Annotated in this window: 19 protein-coding genes; 8 read left to right on the top strand and 11 right to left on the bottom strand. The window is 59.5% G+C overall.

What is annotated here, in order from left to right:
- The first annotated feature begins 114 nt into the window (after positions 1-114).
- Positions 115-579, top strand: a complete 465-nt coding sequence (trmL, locus tag Q7U39_09490) for a tRNA (uridine(34)/cytosine(34)/5-carboxymethylaminomethyluridine(34)-2'-O)-methyltransferase TrmL (protein MDO9118178.1) — start codon at positions 115-117, stop codon at positions 577-579.
- Between the two features lie 18 nt (positions 580-597).
- On the opposite strand, the gene Q7U39_09485 is transcribed toward trmL, so the two are convergent.
- Positions 598-1,467 carry a DnaJ domain-containing protein gene (locus tag Q7U39_09485; GenBank protein ID MDO9118177.1) on the bottom strand — a complete coding sequence of 290 codons (870 nt, stop codon included), beginning with the start codon at positions 1,465-1,467 and terminating at the stop codon, positions 598-600.
- Between the two features lie 347 nt (positions 1,468-1,814).
- On the opposite strand from Q7U39_09485, the gene Q7U39_09480 reads away from it, so the two are divergent.
- The 5 genes from Q7U39_09480 (at position 1,815) to Q7U39_09460 (ending at position 6,985) form a co-directional block, all read left to right on the top strand.
- On the top strand, positions 1,815-4,238 hold the full coding sequence (locus Q7U39_09480; GenBank protein MDO9118176.1) for a Tex family protein: 2,424 nt from the start codon (positions 1,815-1,817) through the stop codon (positions 4,236-4,238).
- Positions 4,239-4,657: 419 nt separating this feature from the next.
- Positions 4,658-4,912, top strand: a complete 255-nt coding sequence (locus Q7U39_09475; GenBank protein MDO9118175.1) for a DUF2024 family protein — start codon at positions 4,658-4,660, stop codon at positions 4,910-4,912.
- An 11-nt stretch (positions 4,913-4,923) separates the two neighbouring features.
- Positions 4,924-5,592 carry a MarR family winged helix-turn-helix transcriptional regulator gene (locus tag Q7U39_09470; GenBank protein MDO9118174.1) on the top strand — a complete coding sequence of 223 codons (669 nt, stop codon included), beginning with the start codon at positions 4,924-4,926 and terminating at the stop codon, positions 5,590-5,592.
- A 33-nt stretch (positions 5,593-5,625) separates the two neighbouring features.
- The gene (locus Q7U39_09465) at positions 5,626-6,069 is read left to right on the top strand and encodes a group 1 truncated hemoglobin (protein ID MDO9118173.1); all 444 of its coding nucleotides are present in this window, start codon (positions 5,626-5,628) and stop codon (positions 6,067-6,069) included.
- A 100-nt stretch (positions 6,070-6,169) separates the two neighbouring features.
- On the top strand, positions 6,170-6,985 hold the full coding sequence (locus tag Q7U39_09460; GenBank protein ID MDO9118172.1) for an MOSC domain-containing protein: 816 nt from the start codon (positions 6,170-6,172) through the stop codon (positions 6,983-6,985).
- A 16-nt stretch (positions 6,986-7,001) separates the two neighbouring features.
- Here Q7U39_09460 and Q7U39_09455 read toward each other — a convergent pair whose 3' ends face one another.
- Complete coding sequence (locus Q7U39_09455) at positions 7,002-7,232, bottom strand: hypothetical protein (protein MDO9118171.1); 231 nt, start codon at positions 7,230-7,232, stop codon at positions 7,002-7,004.
- Between the two features lie 34 nt (positions 7,233-7,266).
- On the opposite strand from Q7U39_09455, the gene Q7U39_09450 reads away from it, so the two are divergent.
- Together Q7U39_09450 and Q7U39_09445 are read left to right on the top strand one after the other, a co-directional pair.
- Complete coding sequence (locus Q7U39_09450; GenBank protein MDO9118170.1) at positions 7,267-7,746, top strand: hypothetical protein; 480 nt, start codon at positions 7,267-7,269, stop codon at positions 7,744-7,746.
- Positions 7,743-8,618: a hypothetical protein gene (locus tag Q7U39_09445; GenBank protein MDO9118169.1), complete on the top strand. Its 876-nt coding sequence runs from the start codon at positions 7,743-7,745 to the stop codon at positions 8,616-8,618. Before Q7U39_09450 ends, Q7U39_09445 begins: the two co-directional genes overlap by 4 nt.
- 34 nt (positions 8,619-8,652) lie before the next feature.
- Here the strand turns inward: Q7U39_09445 and Q7U39_09440 are convergent, their stop codons facing one another.
- The 9 genes from Q7U39_09440 to modA form a co-directional block, all read right to left on the bottom strand.
- Positions 8,653-9,267, bottom strand: coding sequence for a pyridoxamine 5'-phosphate oxidase family protein (locus Q7U39_09440; GenBank protein MDO9118168.1), 615 nt, complete (start codon positions 9,265-9,267; stop codon positions 8,653-8,655).
- Positions 9,268-9,519: 252 nt separating this feature from the next.
- Positions 9,520-9,900 (bottom strand): PilZ domain-containing protein, encoded by a 381-nt coding sequence (locus tag Q7U39_09435; protein ID MDO9118167.1) that lies wholly within the window; start codon positions 9,898-9,900, stop codon positions 9,520-9,522.
- Between the two features lie 155 nt (positions 9,901-10,055).
- Positions 10,056-11,399, bottom strand: coding sequence for a sigma-54 dependent transcriptional regulator (locus Q7U39_09430; GenBank protein ID MDO9118166.1), 1,344 nt, complete (start codon positions 11,397-11,399; stop codon positions 10,056-10,058).
- Positions 11,399-12,958 carry an ATP-binding protein gene (locus Q7U39_09425; protein ID MDO9118165.1) on the bottom strand — a complete coding sequence of 520 codons (1,560 nt, stop codon included), beginning with the start codon at positions 12,956-12,958 and terminating at the stop codon, positions 11,399-11,401. Before Q7U39_09425 ends, Q7U39_09430 begins: the two co-directional genes overlap by 1 nt.
- A gap of 77 nt (positions 12,959-13,035) precedes the next feature.
- The gene (locus tag Q7U39_09420) at positions 13,036-13,806 is read right to left on the bottom strand and encodes an ABC transporter permease (protein MDO9118164.1); all 771 of its coding nucleotides are present in this window, start codon (positions 13,804-13,806) and stop codon (positions 13,036-13,038) included.
- Complete coding sequence (locus tag Q7U39_09415) at positions 13,803-14,609, bottom strand: ABC transporter ATP-binding protein (GenBank protein MDO9118163.1); 807 nt, start codon at positions 14,607-14,609, stop codon at positions 13,803-13,805. The genes Q7U39_09420 and Q7U39_09415 overlap by 4 nt, the downstream gene beginning before the upstream one ends.
- 1 nt (position 14,610) lies before the next feature.
- Positions 14,611-15,594, bottom strand: coding sequence for an ABC transporter substrate-binding protein (locus Q7U39_09410; GenBank protein MDO9118162.1), 984 nt, complete (start codon positions 15,592-15,594; stop codon positions 14,611-14,613).
- A gap of 74 nt (positions 15,595-15,668) precedes the next feature.
- The gene (locus tag Q7U39_09405) at positions 15,669-16,394 is read right to left on the bottom strand and encodes a hypothetical protein (GenBank protein ID MDO9118161.1); all 726 of its coding nucleotides are present in this window, start codon (positions 16,392-16,394) and stop codon (positions 15,669-15,671) included.
- Positions 16,394-17,137, bottom strand: coding sequence for a molybdate ABC transporter substrate-binding protein (modA, locus tag Q7U39_09400; GenBank protein ID MDO9118160.1), 744 nt, complete (start codon positions 17,135-17,137; stop codon positions 16,394-16,396). Before modA ends, Q7U39_09405 begins: the two co-directional genes overlap by 1 nt.
- Positions 17,138-17,162: the final 25 nt, after the last annotated feature.

Genomic DNA, 17,162 nt, shown 5'->3' with positions numbered 1-17,162 from the left:
CAGATTTTCTTCCTCTTTCGGTCTGGTTGCCTAGAAAGGTAGTGATGGTCTTCGGGGCGGCCGTGGTAGACTGCGTCCCAATTGCCATCTTCTGATCGGTCAGTCACGTTCCTCATGTTCGACCTCATTCTCTATCAGCCTGAAATTCCCCCCAACACGGGTAATATCATCCGCCTGTGTGCGAACACGGGCGTTCGCTTGCATTTGGTGAAGCCGCTCGGTTTTTCGCTGGAGGACAAGCAACTATTGCGCGCCGGGCTGGACTATCACGAGTTTGCCACGATCACCGTGCACGAGAGCTGGGCGGATTGTGTGGAGCAGTTTTCGCATCGCCGAATCTTTGCGGCCTCGACGAAAGGGACGCGCCGCTATGACCTGAATGTCTATGCGTCGGGGGATGTCTTTCTCTTCGGCCCTGAAACCCGGGGGTTGCCGGTCGAACTTATCGAGGCCGTTCCTGAGGCTCAGCGTATTCGCGTGCCGATGAGGCCTGCCAGCCGCAGTTTGAATCTCTCGAACGCGGTGTCGGTGGTGCTCTACGAAGCCTTGCGGCAGACGGGATTCGAGGGGTGTCGATAGTCGGGGAACGGGTGTCTGTCAGACGTCGTTGTCGGCCAGGTAGCGCCCGAGCCCTTCCTGCTCAGCGTAGTAGTAGGCATAGTGCAGTGTCGCGAGATTGGCGACGCGCTCTTCCGCCTCGTCTCGATGCTCCGCATAAATAATCTGCAGCCCAAAGCGCGCGGTCAGCGCATCCAAAAAATCGAGCAAACCGTTCTTGTGATACTGGCCGAGGCGTCCGCTGGCGAGGCGCTGGAAAAGCGCGCCTTCAATCACCAGGAAACGATGAGGGATCTTGAGGAGCGGTTCCAGTTCGCGCATGAATCGCTGCCGGTTCTCCGACGGATTGGAGAAAATCGTATTGAGCTCTTCGGCCCGTTTGCGTTCCACCCGAAAGATGTCCGGCGCTTCGGCAATGGCATAGTCGCCGGCCTGCAGGGTTTGACGGGTGGTGCCGGCAATCCTACTTAGGCCGGAGAAGATGTAGGGCATGTGTTCGCGGGTATCGACGAGGATATGGATGGCCGGCACGGCGATCTTGGGCTGATTCTTTCGGGACAGCATGATCGGAAGGTGCGGTCCGCGTTGTTCGCTGCGCGATCTAGGCGGCGGGGTTTGTGGGTGCACGGATGTGGTCGGGCGCGGCGGAGGAGTTGGGGACGCCGTGGTGTGGGGGCGTACCGGCGTGGGCCCGGTTGTCGCATCGTAGCGCTGGCGAGAACTTGGGTCGTTGAGCGTTTGATACGCCTGATTGATCAAGGTCGTACGGGCTTCGGCTTTGCGCTGCAGGACCGGCGCATGGGTGAATCGATCCGGATGCCAGACTTGGAGTTGTTCGTGCCAGGCCTTTTTAATGTCTTCGCTGGTGGCCGTGGTCGGCAGTTCGAGCACTTGATAGTACGTGAGCATGTGATTCCCCTGACAGGTGTTCTTTTGTGCGAGTGTAACGGAGTCGGGGCGCAGAGATCTAGCGTGTATGCGGTGCCAGGGCTTGCTAGAGGGGGAGCCTGTGGGGGCGATCGCTGATCAGAGGGCCTGCCGGATGAGTTGCCGCAAGGGGAGGCATCTGATAGATTCGCGCCCGGCTATCACAGGTATTCACGAAGACGTAAAATTGTTTCTTCATTCGCGAGTGTGAACAGCAGCTCGATACGCTCGATTCTTCATTCACCATCAATCAGAGGAATGCGCTCTTGGTCAAGGCGTCATGCGCGCCGCGGCTAAGCCGATTCCGGAAAGTGCCGGCATATATTTCTATGGCATCTTCACCCAAGGTCGTTGTGTCGGATTCAGCTCAGGAAAAGATTGTTCGCCTCATTGCGACAGAGCTCAGCGTCGGCGCCCATCAGGTGGCCGCAGCGGTGGCATTGCTCGATGAAGGTTCGACGGTGCCGTTCGTGGCGCGTTATCGGAAAGAAGCCACGGGAAATTTAGACGACACGCATCTCCGCACGCTGGAAGAACGGTTGCGCTATCTGCGCGAGTTGGAAGAGCGGCGGGCGACGATTCTGGCGTCGATCGAGGAGCAGGGGAAGCTGACACAGGACTTGCGGGGGACGATCGAATCGGCGGCGACCAAGCAGACGCTGGAAGACCTGTATCTGCCGTATAAGCCCAAACGGCGTACGCGTGCGCAGATTGCCCGTGAAGCGGGACTAGAGCCGTTGGCGGATGTCCTGTTGTCCAATCCCATGCTGGATCCCGAACAGGAAGCCGTCAAGTACGTGATCGTCAAGCCGGCTAGCGACGGGGTCGATGCGATCAATGTCCCCGATGCGAAGGCGGCGCTCGAGGGAGCCCGGGACATTCTGGTCGAGCGCTTTGCGGAGACCGCCGAGTTGCTGGCGGCGCTTCGGACGAGGCTCTGGGAGCAGGGCTACGTCACCTCGACCGTGGTGAAGGGGAAAGAGACGGCAGAGGAAGAAAAGTTTCGCGACTACTATGCCTATTCCGAGACAATCCGCACGATTCCATCCCATCGTGCGCTCGCCCTGTTCCGCGGCTGGGGGTTAGGCGTCTTGAAGGTTGAGCTGGGGCTCGGTGAGCAGCTGGAGGCGATGGTGCCGCATCCCTGTGCCGCGATGATCGCGGGGCATGTTGGGATCGCGGATCGCGGCCGGCCCGCCGACAAGTGGCTGGCCGATGTCTGTCGCTGGGCCTGGCGCGTGAAAATTCATCTGCATCTCAGTACGGAATTATTGCTGCAGCTACGTGAAGCGGCGGAAGCGGAAGCGATTAGAATCTTCGGCCGGAATCTGCACGAGCTCCTCCTGGCGGCACCCGCCGGTCCGAAGGCCGTGCTGGGGCTCGATCCGGGACTGCGCACCGGTTGCAAGGTGGCGGTCGTCGATGCGACGGGGAAACTGTTGGAGACCGCGACGATTTATCCGCATCAGCCGCGCAATGAGTGGCAAGAGTCGTTGGCGACGCTGGGGCGATTGGTGCTGCAGCACGGAGTGGAGCTGATATCGATCGGGAACGGCACGGCCAGCCGCGAGTCCGATAAGCTGGCGACGGAGTTGGTGAAGCTGATTGCGGCGAAGAAGCCGGAGCAGAAACTGGCGAAGATTGTCGTCAGTGAAGCCGGGGCCTCGGTCTATTCCGCGTCGGCGTTTGCCGCGGCCGAGTTTCCTGCGTTGGACGTCAGTTTGCGGGGTGCAGTCTCCATTGCCCGTCGTCTGCAAGATCCGCTGGCCGAATTGGTGAAGATTGAGCCGAAAGCGATCGGCGTCGGTCAGTATCAACATGATGTCAATCAGCACTTGCTGGCGCGCTCGCTCGATGCGACGGTGGAAGATTGCGTGAACGCCGTCGGAGTCGACGTCAATACCGCGTCGGTTCCGCTGCTGGCGCGGGTGTCCGGCCTGAATCAGCTGTTGGCAAAGCATATCGTCGAATACCGCGACGCCAATGGGCCGTTCCGGAACCGCATCACGATGCGCAAGGTGCCTCGGTTGGGCGAGAAGACGTTTGAGCAAGCAGCCGGATTCTTGCGGATCAACGACGGCGACAATCCCTTGGATCGCTCGTCGGTCCATCCGGAGGCCTATCCGGTGGTCGAGCGCATTCTCGCGCGTGTCGGCAAAGGCATTACGGATGTCATGGGGCAGCCGGCGTTGTTGAAAGGGTTATCGCCGGCTGAATTTACCGATGAGAAGTTCGGCGTGCCGACCGTGCGCGATATCCTGACGGAGCTGGAAAAGCCCGGTCGCGATCCGCGCCCGGAGTTCAAGACGGCCACATTCCAAGAAGGCGTCGAGTCTCTGACCGACTTGCATCCGGGTATGGTGCTCGAAGGCGTCGTGACGAACGTGGCGGCGTTTGGGGCCTTCGTCGATGTCGGTGTCCATCAGGACGGGCTCGTGCATGTGTCGGCGCTGGCCAACAAGTTCGTCAAGGATCCGCACGAGGTGGTGAAGCCGGGTCAAATCGTCAAGGTGAAGGTGATGGAGGTTGACGTGAAGCGTCAGCGCATCTCCTTGACGATGCGTCTCGATGACGCGCCAGGGAGTGTGGCTTCTTCGCGTCCGTCATCGGGCGAGGCCGGTGCGGGCGTGCCGCCCGAGTCGCAGGGGCGGCGCCAGCCCATGGCTCAACGTCCTGTGGATCGGCAGCCACCGCCCGGTGGGACGATGGCCATGGCATTAGCCTTAGCGCGCGCCAAGCAGAAGTCGTCATAGTCTGATTGTCCGGAATCGGCTGTCGATCGAAGTGGAGACGGCCTTGGCGGGGGCCTGCCAACACGGTGGCAGGTCCCCTCAGCGGGTGCTTCCAAGTAGAAACTGCGTATTGCTCCGTTGTGTTCTCATTTCAAGCCTTTTCTCACGGTCGATCTTTCCTGCTCATCGGCTCGTAGCGTTTCCGCAGGGGTGAGGTTCAGAAGCGATCCGGCCCCGTCATGGTGTTGGGCAGGATTGCCGCGCCTCCTCTTCACGTAAGGTTCATTTCCATCTTCGATCAAGTAGCAGGGCTGCGGCGGTAGGCTGCGCGATTCGTTTCATGTCCCCACATAAGAGGGGGGTTGACGTACAGTAGGACTCCTTGCTATATAATCAGGAGTCCTTAACAGTTGGCGAGCGTTATTGGAAAGGAGCTAGGGATGGATGCGGTGAAGGTGTTCGATACGTGGGTGGAGGTGCCGGGAAAGACCCTGCACTTTGACGTCATGACGGGGGATCAGGCGACGGCTCTCAGATTGGCGAATGAGTATGTGGCGGCCCAGGGGTATGCGGCGGTCGCGGTCACGGCGGAGGAGTGCCGGTTCTGCCACCAGGAGCCCTTGGTCATGTTTACGGAGCATCAGCAGAAGGAGTTCCGGCAAACCGGCGGATTCATTGTGTCCTTGTCTGCGTAAAGGAGCGTCCAATGGGGAAACGCCTTTCGATGCACGGTGAAAAGACCATAGTTGATCATATTACGGCGGGCCTGACCAAAGTCGCTGCTGCATTGCGAAGCCAGGCTTGGGAGGGTGGCACGGCGCGTAAGCTCACTCCGACACAGGGCCAAATCCTGGTCCTCTTGGAGGAACGGGACGGCCAATCAGTTCGGCTGAACGACGTGGCATCCGCATTGTGCCTGTCGGCAGCGACAGCGAGCGATGCCGTCATCACGCTTGTCGAGAAGCAGTTGGTCAAGAAAGAACGTTTGGCGGAAGACCAGCGGGCGCTCGTGCTGACGCTCACGGCAGCGGGGCGACGCGAAGTCCGTGAGGCAAGGGGATGGACTGAGGTCGTCGATGCCGGCGTCAAGAGTCTCACGCCGGACGAGCAGGCGATATTCCTGCGAGGGCTCACCAAGGTGATTCATTCGCTGCAGGGCCAGGGGGTGATCTCGGTCGCGAGGATGTGCGCAGGGTGCACCTATTTTCAGCCCTATGTCCATGCCGATGCCGTGCGGCCTCACCATTGCGGACTGGTGAATAAACCGATGGGCGAGGGGCAATTGCGGATCGATTGTCCTGACTTTATTCCAGGGCGAGAAGCCGATCAACTGCGTCGGTGGCAGGCGTTCGTGAGCGGTGGGGAGGGGCGGTAAGCCCTATTTATTAATCAATACTGGAGGTGTGCGATGAAGATGCAGAGTGTGATGAGTATGGCGGTCTTGAGTGTGGTGCTGATGGCGGGGGCGGCCTGCGCGGGGAACCCCGCTCAAGGCAAGTCGCTCTATGACCGTTTGGGGGGCAAGGGCGCGATCACCGCGGTGGTCGAGACGTTTGTGGGGAATGTCGGAGGCGATAAGCGGATCAACGGATATTTCGCGAGTACGGATCTCACGAAGCTCAAGATGCATCTCGTCAATCAGATCTGCGAAGCGAGCGGCGGGCCTTGCAAGTACAGCGGTCGCACGATGACGCAGACGCATGCCGGCATGGGTGTGACCGATGCGGCTTTCGGTGCGTTGGTCGAAGATCTCGTCGCGGCCCTGGATCATCACAAGGTCGGCAAGACAGAGAAGGATGAGCTGTTGGGTGTGCTCGGTCCGATGAAGGGCGACATCGTCGAGAAGAAGTAAGTGTGTCCGATGCGGAGTCTCACGTAGTGAGACTCCGCATCGGACGGTTTCTCAATACTGTGAACCAGCTCGGTGTCTTTCATTGCGACAGGGGGTGATTGTGGCAGTGCCGAAAAGTCCGCCGATTTGGTCCGTGTATTCGCTGTGGCGCTATCCCGTGAAGTCGATGTTGGGAGAGCCGTTGGCAACGGCAACTGTGACGGAACGGGGACTGCAGGGTGACCGCCAGTATGCGTTGATCGACGTTGAGACGGGTCATGTGGTCAGCGCGAAGAATCCCCGGCGATGGCCGACGATGTTTGCGTTTCACGCGCGTCTCATTCCAGGATCCTCGATGAGTGTCGAGATCACATTCCCGGATGGACAGATCATGACGGAAGCCATGTCCGATGTAGACGGGGTTCTGTCTGCGCGGCTCGGACGAAAGGTTCGGCTCACGAGTGTGCCGCCAGCGCAGCCGATGCTGGAGCAATATGCGCCTAACCTGGAGGGCTTGTCCGAGCGGGACAGCGAGACGACGGTGAAGATTCCTCCGACGACATTCTTCGATGAGGCGCCGGTTCATCTCTTGACGACCGCGACGCTGCACGCGTTGCAGTCGCACTATTCGGATGGGCGTTTTGACGCACGGCGGTTCCGCCCCAATGTGGTCATTGATACAGGGACCGCGGCCCCCGTGTTTTTAGAGAACGATTGGAAGGGACGGATTGTGGCGATTGGCTCTCAGGTTCGTGTGGCGGTGACTGGTTTCTGTGCGCGCTGTGTCATGACGACGTTGCCGCAACAGGGGCTCCCGCAAGACTTGGCCATTCTCCGGACGGCGGTTCAGCATAATCACGGCAACGTGGGTGTCTTGGCAACCGTCGTGACGCCGGGGACGGTGCAGGCGGGGGATGTCGTTCGTCTAGAGGGATAAGGGTGTATCGGTCCGACTATGCCTCGTGGTGGTGACGCGCGACTTCGTCGCGCGTCGATACGGCTTCACCGATGCAGGGACGCGGCATGCTCCTGCGCCGGTTATCGTATTGCTGCTGGGGATCCTGCCGCGCCGTCTGTGCCGTCTGCCGAGCAATGCTCTTCGCGTCCATACCGTGGGAACTCCTGTGTGCCAGTAGACGGCCAGAGGATTGCTTTTGCGGGTAGTCGAGCGGTAGAGTGCTCATGGTTTTTCCTACGTAATTGAGAGGCGTGTTAGGTATGTCTATTCGTCGGCTCCAGGGAACGGTCGGTGCGATCATGCTGCTGGCGCTGTGCGCCGGGTGCGGGAGCGAATCCTCCTCGACCTCTTCTCCATCGCCCGTCTCGCTGGCCGGAGCCGATGCCAATAGTGACGGGGTTCGCGACGATGTCGAAGCGTATATCGACGCGATCTATCCGGTTCCTGCGAATAGCGATAGCAATAAGGCGTTGCGGCAGTATGCCAAGGGGGCACAGTCATCGATTCTCGATGCCGATGATGCCGCCAAATCTGTTACGCACGTGACGGAGCGATTTCGCGCGCTGGAATGTCTGATGGCACGGAGGCCGACGGATTTCCATCCTGTGTTTGTCGAGCTTCGGGCGAGGATTCTGGATACCAACCCGCGGTCCGAAGCCTACTTGAAAGCCGATAGCCAGGCTGCTGCGGTGAATATTCCGTTCCTTCCGGCTGATCAATGGGTGGGAGTATGTTCATGAAAGGGGTGACTCTACAGCTGAGTTTGCTGGCGGCTGCGGTGTTGTGGACTACTCCAAGCTGGGGTCAGTTTGCACCTCAGGCAGCTTGTCAAAATGGGTCCGCTCCACGCACGTCTGTCTATTATGTGAATGGCGTGACCACGACGCTCGATGAAGCGCGTCTCAATGGCGGGAAGCTGGAGATGGAGTTTTTGACTCGATTGCCGTCGATGACACCTGCAAGTCTTCAGTCCAGTTGTTATCTTTTCTTTCTCAACTATAACCCCACGTCAGGGACGGTCAAAGATTTCACGGAAGCTGGGCAGCAACGGTTAGGTATCAACCCGTCCGATATGTGGCGGAAGCTGGAGACGTTCGCCTCACTTGGTCCGACGATGGTGTCGTTGTTGCAGGGGCCCATGACGCAGACGAACCAGATCGATCAGGTGGCAGTGCAGCGTCACGCGGCGGCCTATCGAGCACAGATGACACCGCCGTTGTGTAGACGCGTGGTTGTAGTGCCGCATTCTCAGGGGAATCTCTATGCCAATGCTGCGTACGATGCGGCAGTGGGATCGTCTCCGGCGCCAGCTCCTGCTGCTGGGGCGCTGAAGATTGTCGGTGTGGCTACGCCAGACACCGTGGTGAAGGGAAATGGCCGGTATCGCACCTCGACTGGGGATCTGCTCATCGGCGCGATCAATCTGCTGTTGCCGTCAACCCTAGATGCGAATACCAACTGGGGGCTAAACCCCATTACGTCGCTCGCGCCGTTGTATTCTGGCGGCCATAGTTTTATGGGATATTTGTCGTTCGACGATAGTCGGGACCAGATCTTGAGTGATATCCAATCGTCGCTGACTGACGTCAACGCAGTTGCAGTTTGCCCGTAGTACATCGATCCTGAGCGGTTCGAAGGGGGGCTCCTCAACCCCGCGGTTCTTTCTTCACCCTAAAGAAATCTCCGCCTTTGACGAACTCGTCGTCGCTTCCCCAGGCGATATGCTTGTCCAAACGCTTCATGAGCGGTACGTGTTTGGAGCAATGGACATAGGCTTCTTCGACGTTCACTAGGATCCAGGCTTCTGGTTTCCGGCCGCCTTTGACCTGCATGGATTCGAGAATGCTTGGGGGGAGATGCGGCATGCTTTCCATCTCGCCAGGAGTCAGGACGTGAGCCTTGCCGTTGACGTGCAGGCCCATCGTGGTCAGATAGTAATCGAGAAAGATGATGCCGATGTGGGGGTTCTCTAAAATATTTCCTACACTGGCCAGCACGCCGTTGCCTCGATATTCCGGATAGACGAGCGTCTTTTCGTCCAGCACGGCGACGAATCCCCTGGTGCCGGCGCGAAAGGAGCAGTCGCATGCGCCGCTGGCGCTGGCCGTAGCAATGAAGGCCATTTCCTGCCGTGCAACGAACTGCTGCATCGGACCATTCAAATGATCGAGGACTTGATTGGCCTGAAAGGCCGCCGCTCGACTTGCCGTGCCGAACTGCTCTTGCGCCTGCTGTTCTCCTGAGACGTCCGGCCGGTTCATAGGCGAGGCTCCTTGCCCGAAGGGCATGACACGGTGAGGTGTGGCCCATTTTCTAATAGATAGGGGGCCATTGTCGAATCGAGTCGTAAGGTGTCCGATCTGTCAGCGGTGAGCGTGGAGTCCGGAGATGGGAGGTGGTCGACGCGTGTATTCCTTACGTGCGTGCTTTGGCGAGGGAAGCCTCTTTCCGTATTGGCAGGGCGTGCCCCGTGTCTGGGACGAGAGAGCGATCAGTCTTGGCGAGGGGCCGAGTTAGCTGATGGGCCGGCGGATCTCGATGAGGAGATCCCGGAGCTGAGATTCGTCGTGCGTGTCGATCGACGTAAACTTGAGACCGTAGGTATTGTCTTCAGTCCAGCGGACGACCGCGGCTTCGACCGGAATGGGAGGGCGTTCAACGGAGATCTGCAGAATCAGGTGATATTCCTGACCAAGGGTGAGTGGGGTGTCGCTGAGAAGACGGCATCCTCCGAGCGAAAGATCGATCAGGGCGCCTTCACCTTCGACATCGTCCAGGAGTTGGGCCGGCACGATAAGCTGTCTGAAGGAAAAGAGCGCGCTTGACGGCGTGACAATGCGCTGATGTTTCCGCAGGTCGATGATGCGCTTAGACGGTCCGGTTGGCTGAGACATCGGTGCTCCCAAACTCACTGGCATCATAAGAAGTGATCGGCTGGTTGCCAAGGGAATTGATGTTTTGGATTGCTCCGCGGCCAGGGTGGCGTGGTGGGGAGCCTGTTGAGCGAATGTGTTCGAGCGGCGAGCGTCGCCGGGAATAGCGGGAGTCGCTAGTTGGTGATCGAGAAATTCTTGAGCTTGGTCAGCAGTGTTTTGTAATCGATGTCCAGGGTCTTGGCGGCCGCGGTTTTGTTCCCTTCGCTCGCGTCGAGCACGCGCAGGATGTGTCGCCGCTCGATTTCGTCCAACGTCAGTTCTGCGGGATCGTCTGTCCGGGGAGCGCCTGAGGCCTTCGGCAGCACGTGCTCGACCTCAGCGTGGGTGATGGGTCCGGTTCCAGTGCTCATCAAGATCATCCGTTCGATCACATTTCTCAGCTCACGCACGTTGCCGGGCCATGCATAGGCGGTTAGCCGTTGTAAGGCGGCTGGGGCAACCGTTCGTTTGGTGGCTCCAGGGATCCGGAGCGTCTGAAGGATGTGATCGATCAGCGCCGGCAGATCCTCGGTTCGTTCACGTAACGGCGGGACGCGGAGCGTCACGGTATTGATGCGATAGAGGAGATCGTCGCGGAAGCGGCCTTGGTGGACGAGTTCTTGAATATCCTGATTCGTGGCTCCGACGATACGCACATCCGCTTGACGTGTTCGGGTACTGCCGACCGGGCGATACTCGTTGCGATCGAGAAAGCGAAGCAGGCTGACCTGCATCGGTCCCGGCATCTCGCCGAGTTCATCCAGAAAGAGGGTGCCGCCTTCTGCCGCGGCGATCAGGCCGATCTTGGCGCCGGTGGCGCCGGTGAAGGCTCCCTTTTCATGGCCGAACAGTTCGCTCTCCAGTAACTCGCGGCTGACAGCGCCACAGTTGATGGCCAGGAACGGGCCGTTGGCTCGCCGGCTTAGCTCGTGGAGCAGCCGGGCGACGACTTCCTTGCCGGAACCGGTTTCTCCCTGAATGAGGACCGGCGCGTTGGAAGGCGCGACTTGCGCGATCTGAGTTTTGAGGATGTGCCAGGCTTTGCTGGGGCCTTCCACGATCACGTCACGGGTGAAGCCGCCATGGCGGGCCGCCAGATTCTCTTTTCTTAGCGCGCGGACGGTCTTGAGCTTACTTAGCGCCGCTTTCACCACGCCGGCGTCAAAGGGGGTCTCTTTCACGAGGAAATCCCAGGCGCCGTGCTTGATCGCCTCGACCGCATCTTTCACATCACCGTGGCCGGTCAGCATGAGGACGTCGACATCGGGCTGATGCTCGGCGATCCACTTCAGCACCGCCCGCCCGTCCAAGCCGGGCATCCGCAGATCCGTAATGACGCAATCGAACGGCGCAGCGTGCAGCGCGTCGATGCCGGCCTGGCCGTGTTTCACGGCCGTGACCTGGCAGCCTTCCTCACGTAGGGCCTGTTCGAGCACCAGACGGACATATTCCTCATCGTCGATGATCAGTGTGCGCATCAGTGGACCTGGCTGGGAAACGCGATGAAGAAGGTGCTGCCTTGACCGGGAACGGATTCCGCCCAGACTCTCCCGCCGTGCTTTTCCATCACTAGTTTCACGATGGCGAGGCCGACGCCGGTGCCTTCGTATTCGCCGGGACTGTGGAGCCGCTCGAAGAGGCCGAAAATCTTGTCGGCCTGGCCGGCATCGAAGCCGATGCCGTTGTCGCGAATCCAGAGAATATGTTCGGTCGCCGTTTGTTGTCCGCCGATGGCGATGGCCGGCGCCGCGGCGTGGCGGGAAAACTTCAGCGCGTTGTCCAGGAGATTGGTCAAGGCCTGGCGCACACTGACCGGTTCGCCATAGAGATCAGAGTAGGGCAGATTGACGGTGATCTTCGCTGTGCTTCCCGCGAGGAGCTGTTGGCGATCGACCAGCAGGCTCGAGATCGTCTCCATGACGTTGAAGCGAAGGCGGGGCAGATTCTGTTGTTCCAGCCGCGAGTACTTCAATAGAGCGTCGATCATATGAGTGAGGCGGAGGGCAGAGGCGCGGATAATGCCGATGTGATGCTGGAGTTGCGCGTCGTTCGAATCGGCGAACTGTTTTTCCAGTAGAGATGAAAACCCTTCAATCTCCCGTAAGGGGCCTTTGAGGTCGTGCGCGATGGAATAGGTAAAGGCTTCCAGCTCTTTGGTCTTTCGTATCAACGCCGTACTGTGATCCCGCAGACTCGTCAGCATCGTGGTGAGCGAACCGGCGAGCGCGCCGACTTCGTCGCGGCTGGGCCAGGGCTCGAATTGCGCGCCAAGGTCGTGGTGGGCAACACGATCGGCGGTCGCCGCCAGTCGCCTGAGCGGATTTGCCACTTGCCGCTTCATGATCGCATAGACGGTCACGATCAGCAGTCCGAGGACGCCGAGGATTCCCACCACCATCGTGCGGGCCTGATCGACTAATCGATCGCCCTCGACCTTCATTTCCACGTCGATCTTCCGGTGCACCTCGATCAAGGAGGCGATGGCTTCCTGCGTGCGCGCGGCTGCGTGCTCATAGGTCGTTTCCGCCGCGATCGGTTCGGCGGGATGTTGCGGGCGTGCAGCCGCCAGATCTTCCCGCTGTGCGCGCAGGGAGGTAATGCCGTCCGCAATGGCGACGATCGCCTGATCTTCCTGTACGGCCAAGTCGGTCCGGCCATGGTGTTCCAGCATGCCATAGAGAATCGGGTGCGTGCGGGCGGCGTGGGTAGCCTGATAGGTATCGAGCGCGGCGAGGGTCCGTCGTTCAATTGCGGCAATGGCCTCGAATCCCGCGGTTCTCTCTGTGCCGGAGAGATGTTCACGGACATGGTGCATGCGGGTTTCAATCTCCCCCACATTGCGGAGCATCTCTGACGCAGTGATCACGCCGGGGATGGTAATGCGCTGATGGCGGTCGACGTAACTGTTCACGCGGGACAGATAGACGAGTGTGGCGGAGAAGCTGCCGGCGAGCAGCAGCAAGATCAAGCCGAAGGCGACGGCGAGTTTCTTGCCGATGGAGAGACGGGCGATGAATCCGGGCGGTGCAGATGACATAGCGTACGGTACCACAGGGCGTGAACGGGTGTCAGCCGATCTGATCCCAGAGGGGCGGGGATGTCATGTCATCCCCGTTATGGTCGTCCGGTTCCCCATCGGCGGTGGAGTGCCCGTTCGATAGGCGCGAAGAGCGTTTTATCGACGGCCAGCCCAATAAAAACAATCACCAACATGACGCCAATGACTTGATCCATCGCGTTAAGTTCGCGGCCATAATGCAACAGATGTCCGAGGCCGAATCCGGTCAGGATCGTGACGAAGATCTCTGCCGCCATCAGCGACCGCCAGGCGAATGCCCAGCCTTGCTTCATGCCGCTCAGGAGGAACGGAAGCGAGGCCGGAAGAACGACATGGGTCCAGGTATGCAGTCCGGTCGATCCCATGCTGCGGGCTGCGCGAGTATAGATGGGGGGGATTGTCCGCACGCCGTTGTCGGTGGCGAGAATCAACGACCAGAGGGTTCCCATGACGACGACGAAGAGCATGGCGGACTCGGTTTGGCCGAACCAGAGCAGTGCCAGCGGTACCCAGCAGACGCTAGGGAGTGTTTGGAGTCCCAGCGCGAGGACGCCGATGGTGTCTTGCGACCAGCGGGATGAGGCGGTGAGGAGTCCCAAGGGAATCCCGGCGAGAATGCCGAGCCCGTATCCGATGAGGAGACGGCGTACCGTAACGACGGTGGCCTCCCAGAGCGTGCCGTCTTCCGCGGCTGACCGCAGGTAGTCCAAGACGCTCACGGGGGAGGGCAAGAGGAGGGGCGACCAGATTTTGGCTTCCACTGCGAGATGCCACGCCGCCAGGAGAGCCAGGAAAAACAGCGAGGCGGACAGCCACCGTACGATCATCCCGCCACCTCGGTCTTGACGTAGCCTTTGAGTACACGGGTAATTTCCGTGGCGTAGCGCGCGAGATCCACGCTGTTGATATCGCGCGGGCGCGGCAGGGGAATGGCGAACTCTTCACGAATCCTCCCGGGATTCGGCGAAAACAAGATCACGCGGTCTCCAAGACACACGGCTTCTCGCACGTTGTGGGTGACGAAGACGATGGTCTTGCGGTGTTGGCTCCAGATGCGTTGAATGTCGCCGTAGAGTTGTTCTCGGGTGAGGGCGTCGAGTGCTCCAAATGGTTCGTCCATCAAGAGCACGCTGGGGTTCGGCGCCAGCGCTCGGGCCAGGGCGACGCGTTGTTTCATGCCGCCGGAAAGTTCATGGACATTGGAATGCATGAACCGTTTCAGGCCGACGAGTTCCAGGAAATATTCGGCTCTCTCCTGACGCTCCGCAGCATTCAATCCGTTGCTGAGTTTCAGGCCGAAGAGGACGTTGCCCAACACCGTCAGCCACGGGAAGAGCGCGGCTTCTTGAAACATCATGAGCCGGTGAGGGCCGGGACCGACAATGGTCTGGCCGTCGGCCTGAACCAGCCCGCGATCAGGCCTATCGAGACCGGCGATGATGTTGAGCAAGGTTGATTTGCCGCAGCCGCTGGGGCCGACGAGACACACGAACTCTCCTTCGGCGATGCGGAGGGTCACGTCATCGAGCGCGTGAACAGTCAACGAACTCGTCTGAAAGGATTTTGAAATATGTTCAAGGACGAGTTTGCTGGAGGCGGTGCCGGCCGAGGGGCTTTCCGATGTCAGCATGTCAGTTCAACCTTTCGATCAAGCGGGACAAGTCGGGAGCTGTGCGAATAAATCCGGCGCGTTGGGCGTTGGCGACAAATTGCCGGTATTCGTCCGGTGAAGCCTCTGTGGTGAGGCCGATGCGTGTCCAGGCGTGGGCGATCAATTCGGCTGAGACCTTGGCTTGCGTCTCGGCGGCCAGTTCCTGCTGGACCATCTGCTGAGCCTCTACCGGATGTGCGATGATCCATTCAGTGAGTTCACGGTGGGCTTGTGCAAGCTTCTTAGCCAGCTCACGTTTAGTCTTGAGAAACTTCACGCTCGAGACCAGAACGGTGATGCTGTCTTTCGATTGCTCAAGAAGGATCTTGCCTCCGGCATCGCGTTCCAGGCGTGAGACCCAGGGTTCGACCGTCCAGACGGCGTCGAGCTTTTTTTGCTGAAACAGCGAGAGCTGATCCGGATTGGGGGTCGGGACGATGAAGGCGTCGCCGCCGGTTTGCGTGATCCTCAACCCGCCGCTGGCCAGCCAGGCCCGGCAGGCGACGTCCTGCGTATTGCCCAGTTGCGGCGTCGCGATGGTTTTTCCACGAAAGTCGGCGGGCTGTTTGAGCCCGGAATCCGGTTGAACAACCAACGCGGCGCCTCCGATTGCTGCGCCGGCAATGATCCTGATTTCCTCGCCGTTTGATTTGGTATAGGCATTCAAGGCCGGGCTCGGCCCGACATAGGTGAGGTCGATGGAATCTGCCAGGAGGGCTTCCATGGCGCTCGGTCCGGCGTTGTAGATGTACCATTCGATCTTCACATCTTTGCCGAGCCGTTCCTCAAACCAGCCGTGACCGGTTCGTGAGAGGTGTTGGGCGACCAATCCCTGGACGTGGGTGATATTCGGAAAATGCCCGACGCGGATAGTGTCGGCTGCGAGCGTGTTGGGTGGTATGAACGTGTCGATCCCCAATATAAGTGAGAGGATGGCAAAAGCTGTCGATGACAATTGTTTCATGATGCTTCCCGTCGATTCGAGGTGTTGTCCGCCGGGAGCAGATTCTCTCTGCTCCCGGCGGGTGCATATACTGCTTACGGACGTAGCTGACGTCCCTGTTCCAGTCCTGGATAGACGGGAAGGGCTGCAAGGGCTTCTCGGAAACGAATGTGCAGTTCTTCCCGTTGATCCGGCGCCCAAAAACGGAACTTCGAGCTCGTCTTGGCCAAGAATTCTCCCGGCTCAAATGTGACATCGTGCAAGGCCGAGGCTTCCGGCACGTTCGGGAGCTGCCGGTCGTATTTGCTGATATCCGGACCGGGGCTGTGCCGGTCATGCACGCCGCTGATGGTCAAGCGCAGAATCGGGCCTTGGATGGAGAGCCAGCCAGTGGTGGTTTCCTCATCCCCTTGATCCGTGGCATGACTCAAGTGAAAGTACACCCGTTCGGTCGGACCAGCCTGTGCCAGCGCCTTTGATAGTGCCGGCGCCAATACGAAAATCTCCTCGTTGCGGAATGCCCTGGTCCAATCGGCTTGACCGGCAAATATTTGGTGAATGGCGTTCCGTTGTTCCGATGCGCGTACCCCCCGGAGTAAGGTGCCGACCTCAGTCGGGGTCAGCGTCGCGGGGTGAGTATTGGAGGTCGAGTCGGGATCCTGCTCCAACCGGACTGTGTTCAACCCTGACGCATAGATGGCCTTCGATGGCGCGGCTGGCTGGCTGGCGCAACCAGTCACGATGGATAATCCGACGAAGAGAAATAGCCCGCCAAGCGGCCATGCAGACGTCCGTGTCATATGTTGCTGAGAGTGATTCATTATCGTCCCTCCTGTCGCTGAGCAAGGCCGACTTCGCGCACCGCTTGGTCGAACCCATGGTCCTTGAATTGAGATTGAACCTGAGGCGTTAGCAGGAACTGGATGAAGTCTCCCGCTCCGGACACGTTTTTGGCGGTCCAGACAACGGCTACGCCATATCGGATCGGCGTGTGGGAGCCTTCCGGCGCCGTGTCGAGAATCCGGACGTGTTCATCTGCTATGGCGTCAGTCCGATAGACCACGCCGATCTCTGCTTCACCGTTGGCGACCAGGTTCAGCACGGCTTGCGAGTGTTCTCCGTATACGAATTGCGACTTCAGCTCCGGTTCGAGCTTGCTGTATTTTAGGAACTGAACGGCGACTTTTCCCACCGACGAGGTTTTGGGGTCACCGATTGCAATTCGCCGGATGGGGACGGTGCGCAGGTCCTGAATCGAGGCGATTGGCGCAGGAAGCGTGGTGCCGGTGATCAATACCAGCGATGTGGCGGCGTAGACACGCTTGGTGCCCTGAATGACGAGGCCTTTCTTTTCCAATTGCTCAATTTCCTCAACCAGCGACGGTAAGAAGACGTCGACCGGCGCGCCCTCTTCAATTTGCTTCCGGAGGGTTTGCGACGGGCCATAGATGACCCGCACGTTGATCTCCGGATGCTGGGCCTCAAACAGCGGTAACGCTTTCCGTAGCGCATCCTTGACGCTGTTGGCGGCAGCGATGGTGAGTGTTTCGGGTTGCGCCTGCACGGGCGGTGCGGTCCAACCTGTTATG

Origin of the sequence: Nitrospira sp., assembly GCA_030653545.1 — a bacterium.
Taxonomy (GTDB): domain Bacteria; phylum Nitrospirota; class Nitrospiria; order Nitrospirales; family Nitrospiraceae; genus Nitrospira_D.
This window is presented reverse-complemented; position numbering and strand designations above follow the sequence as displayed.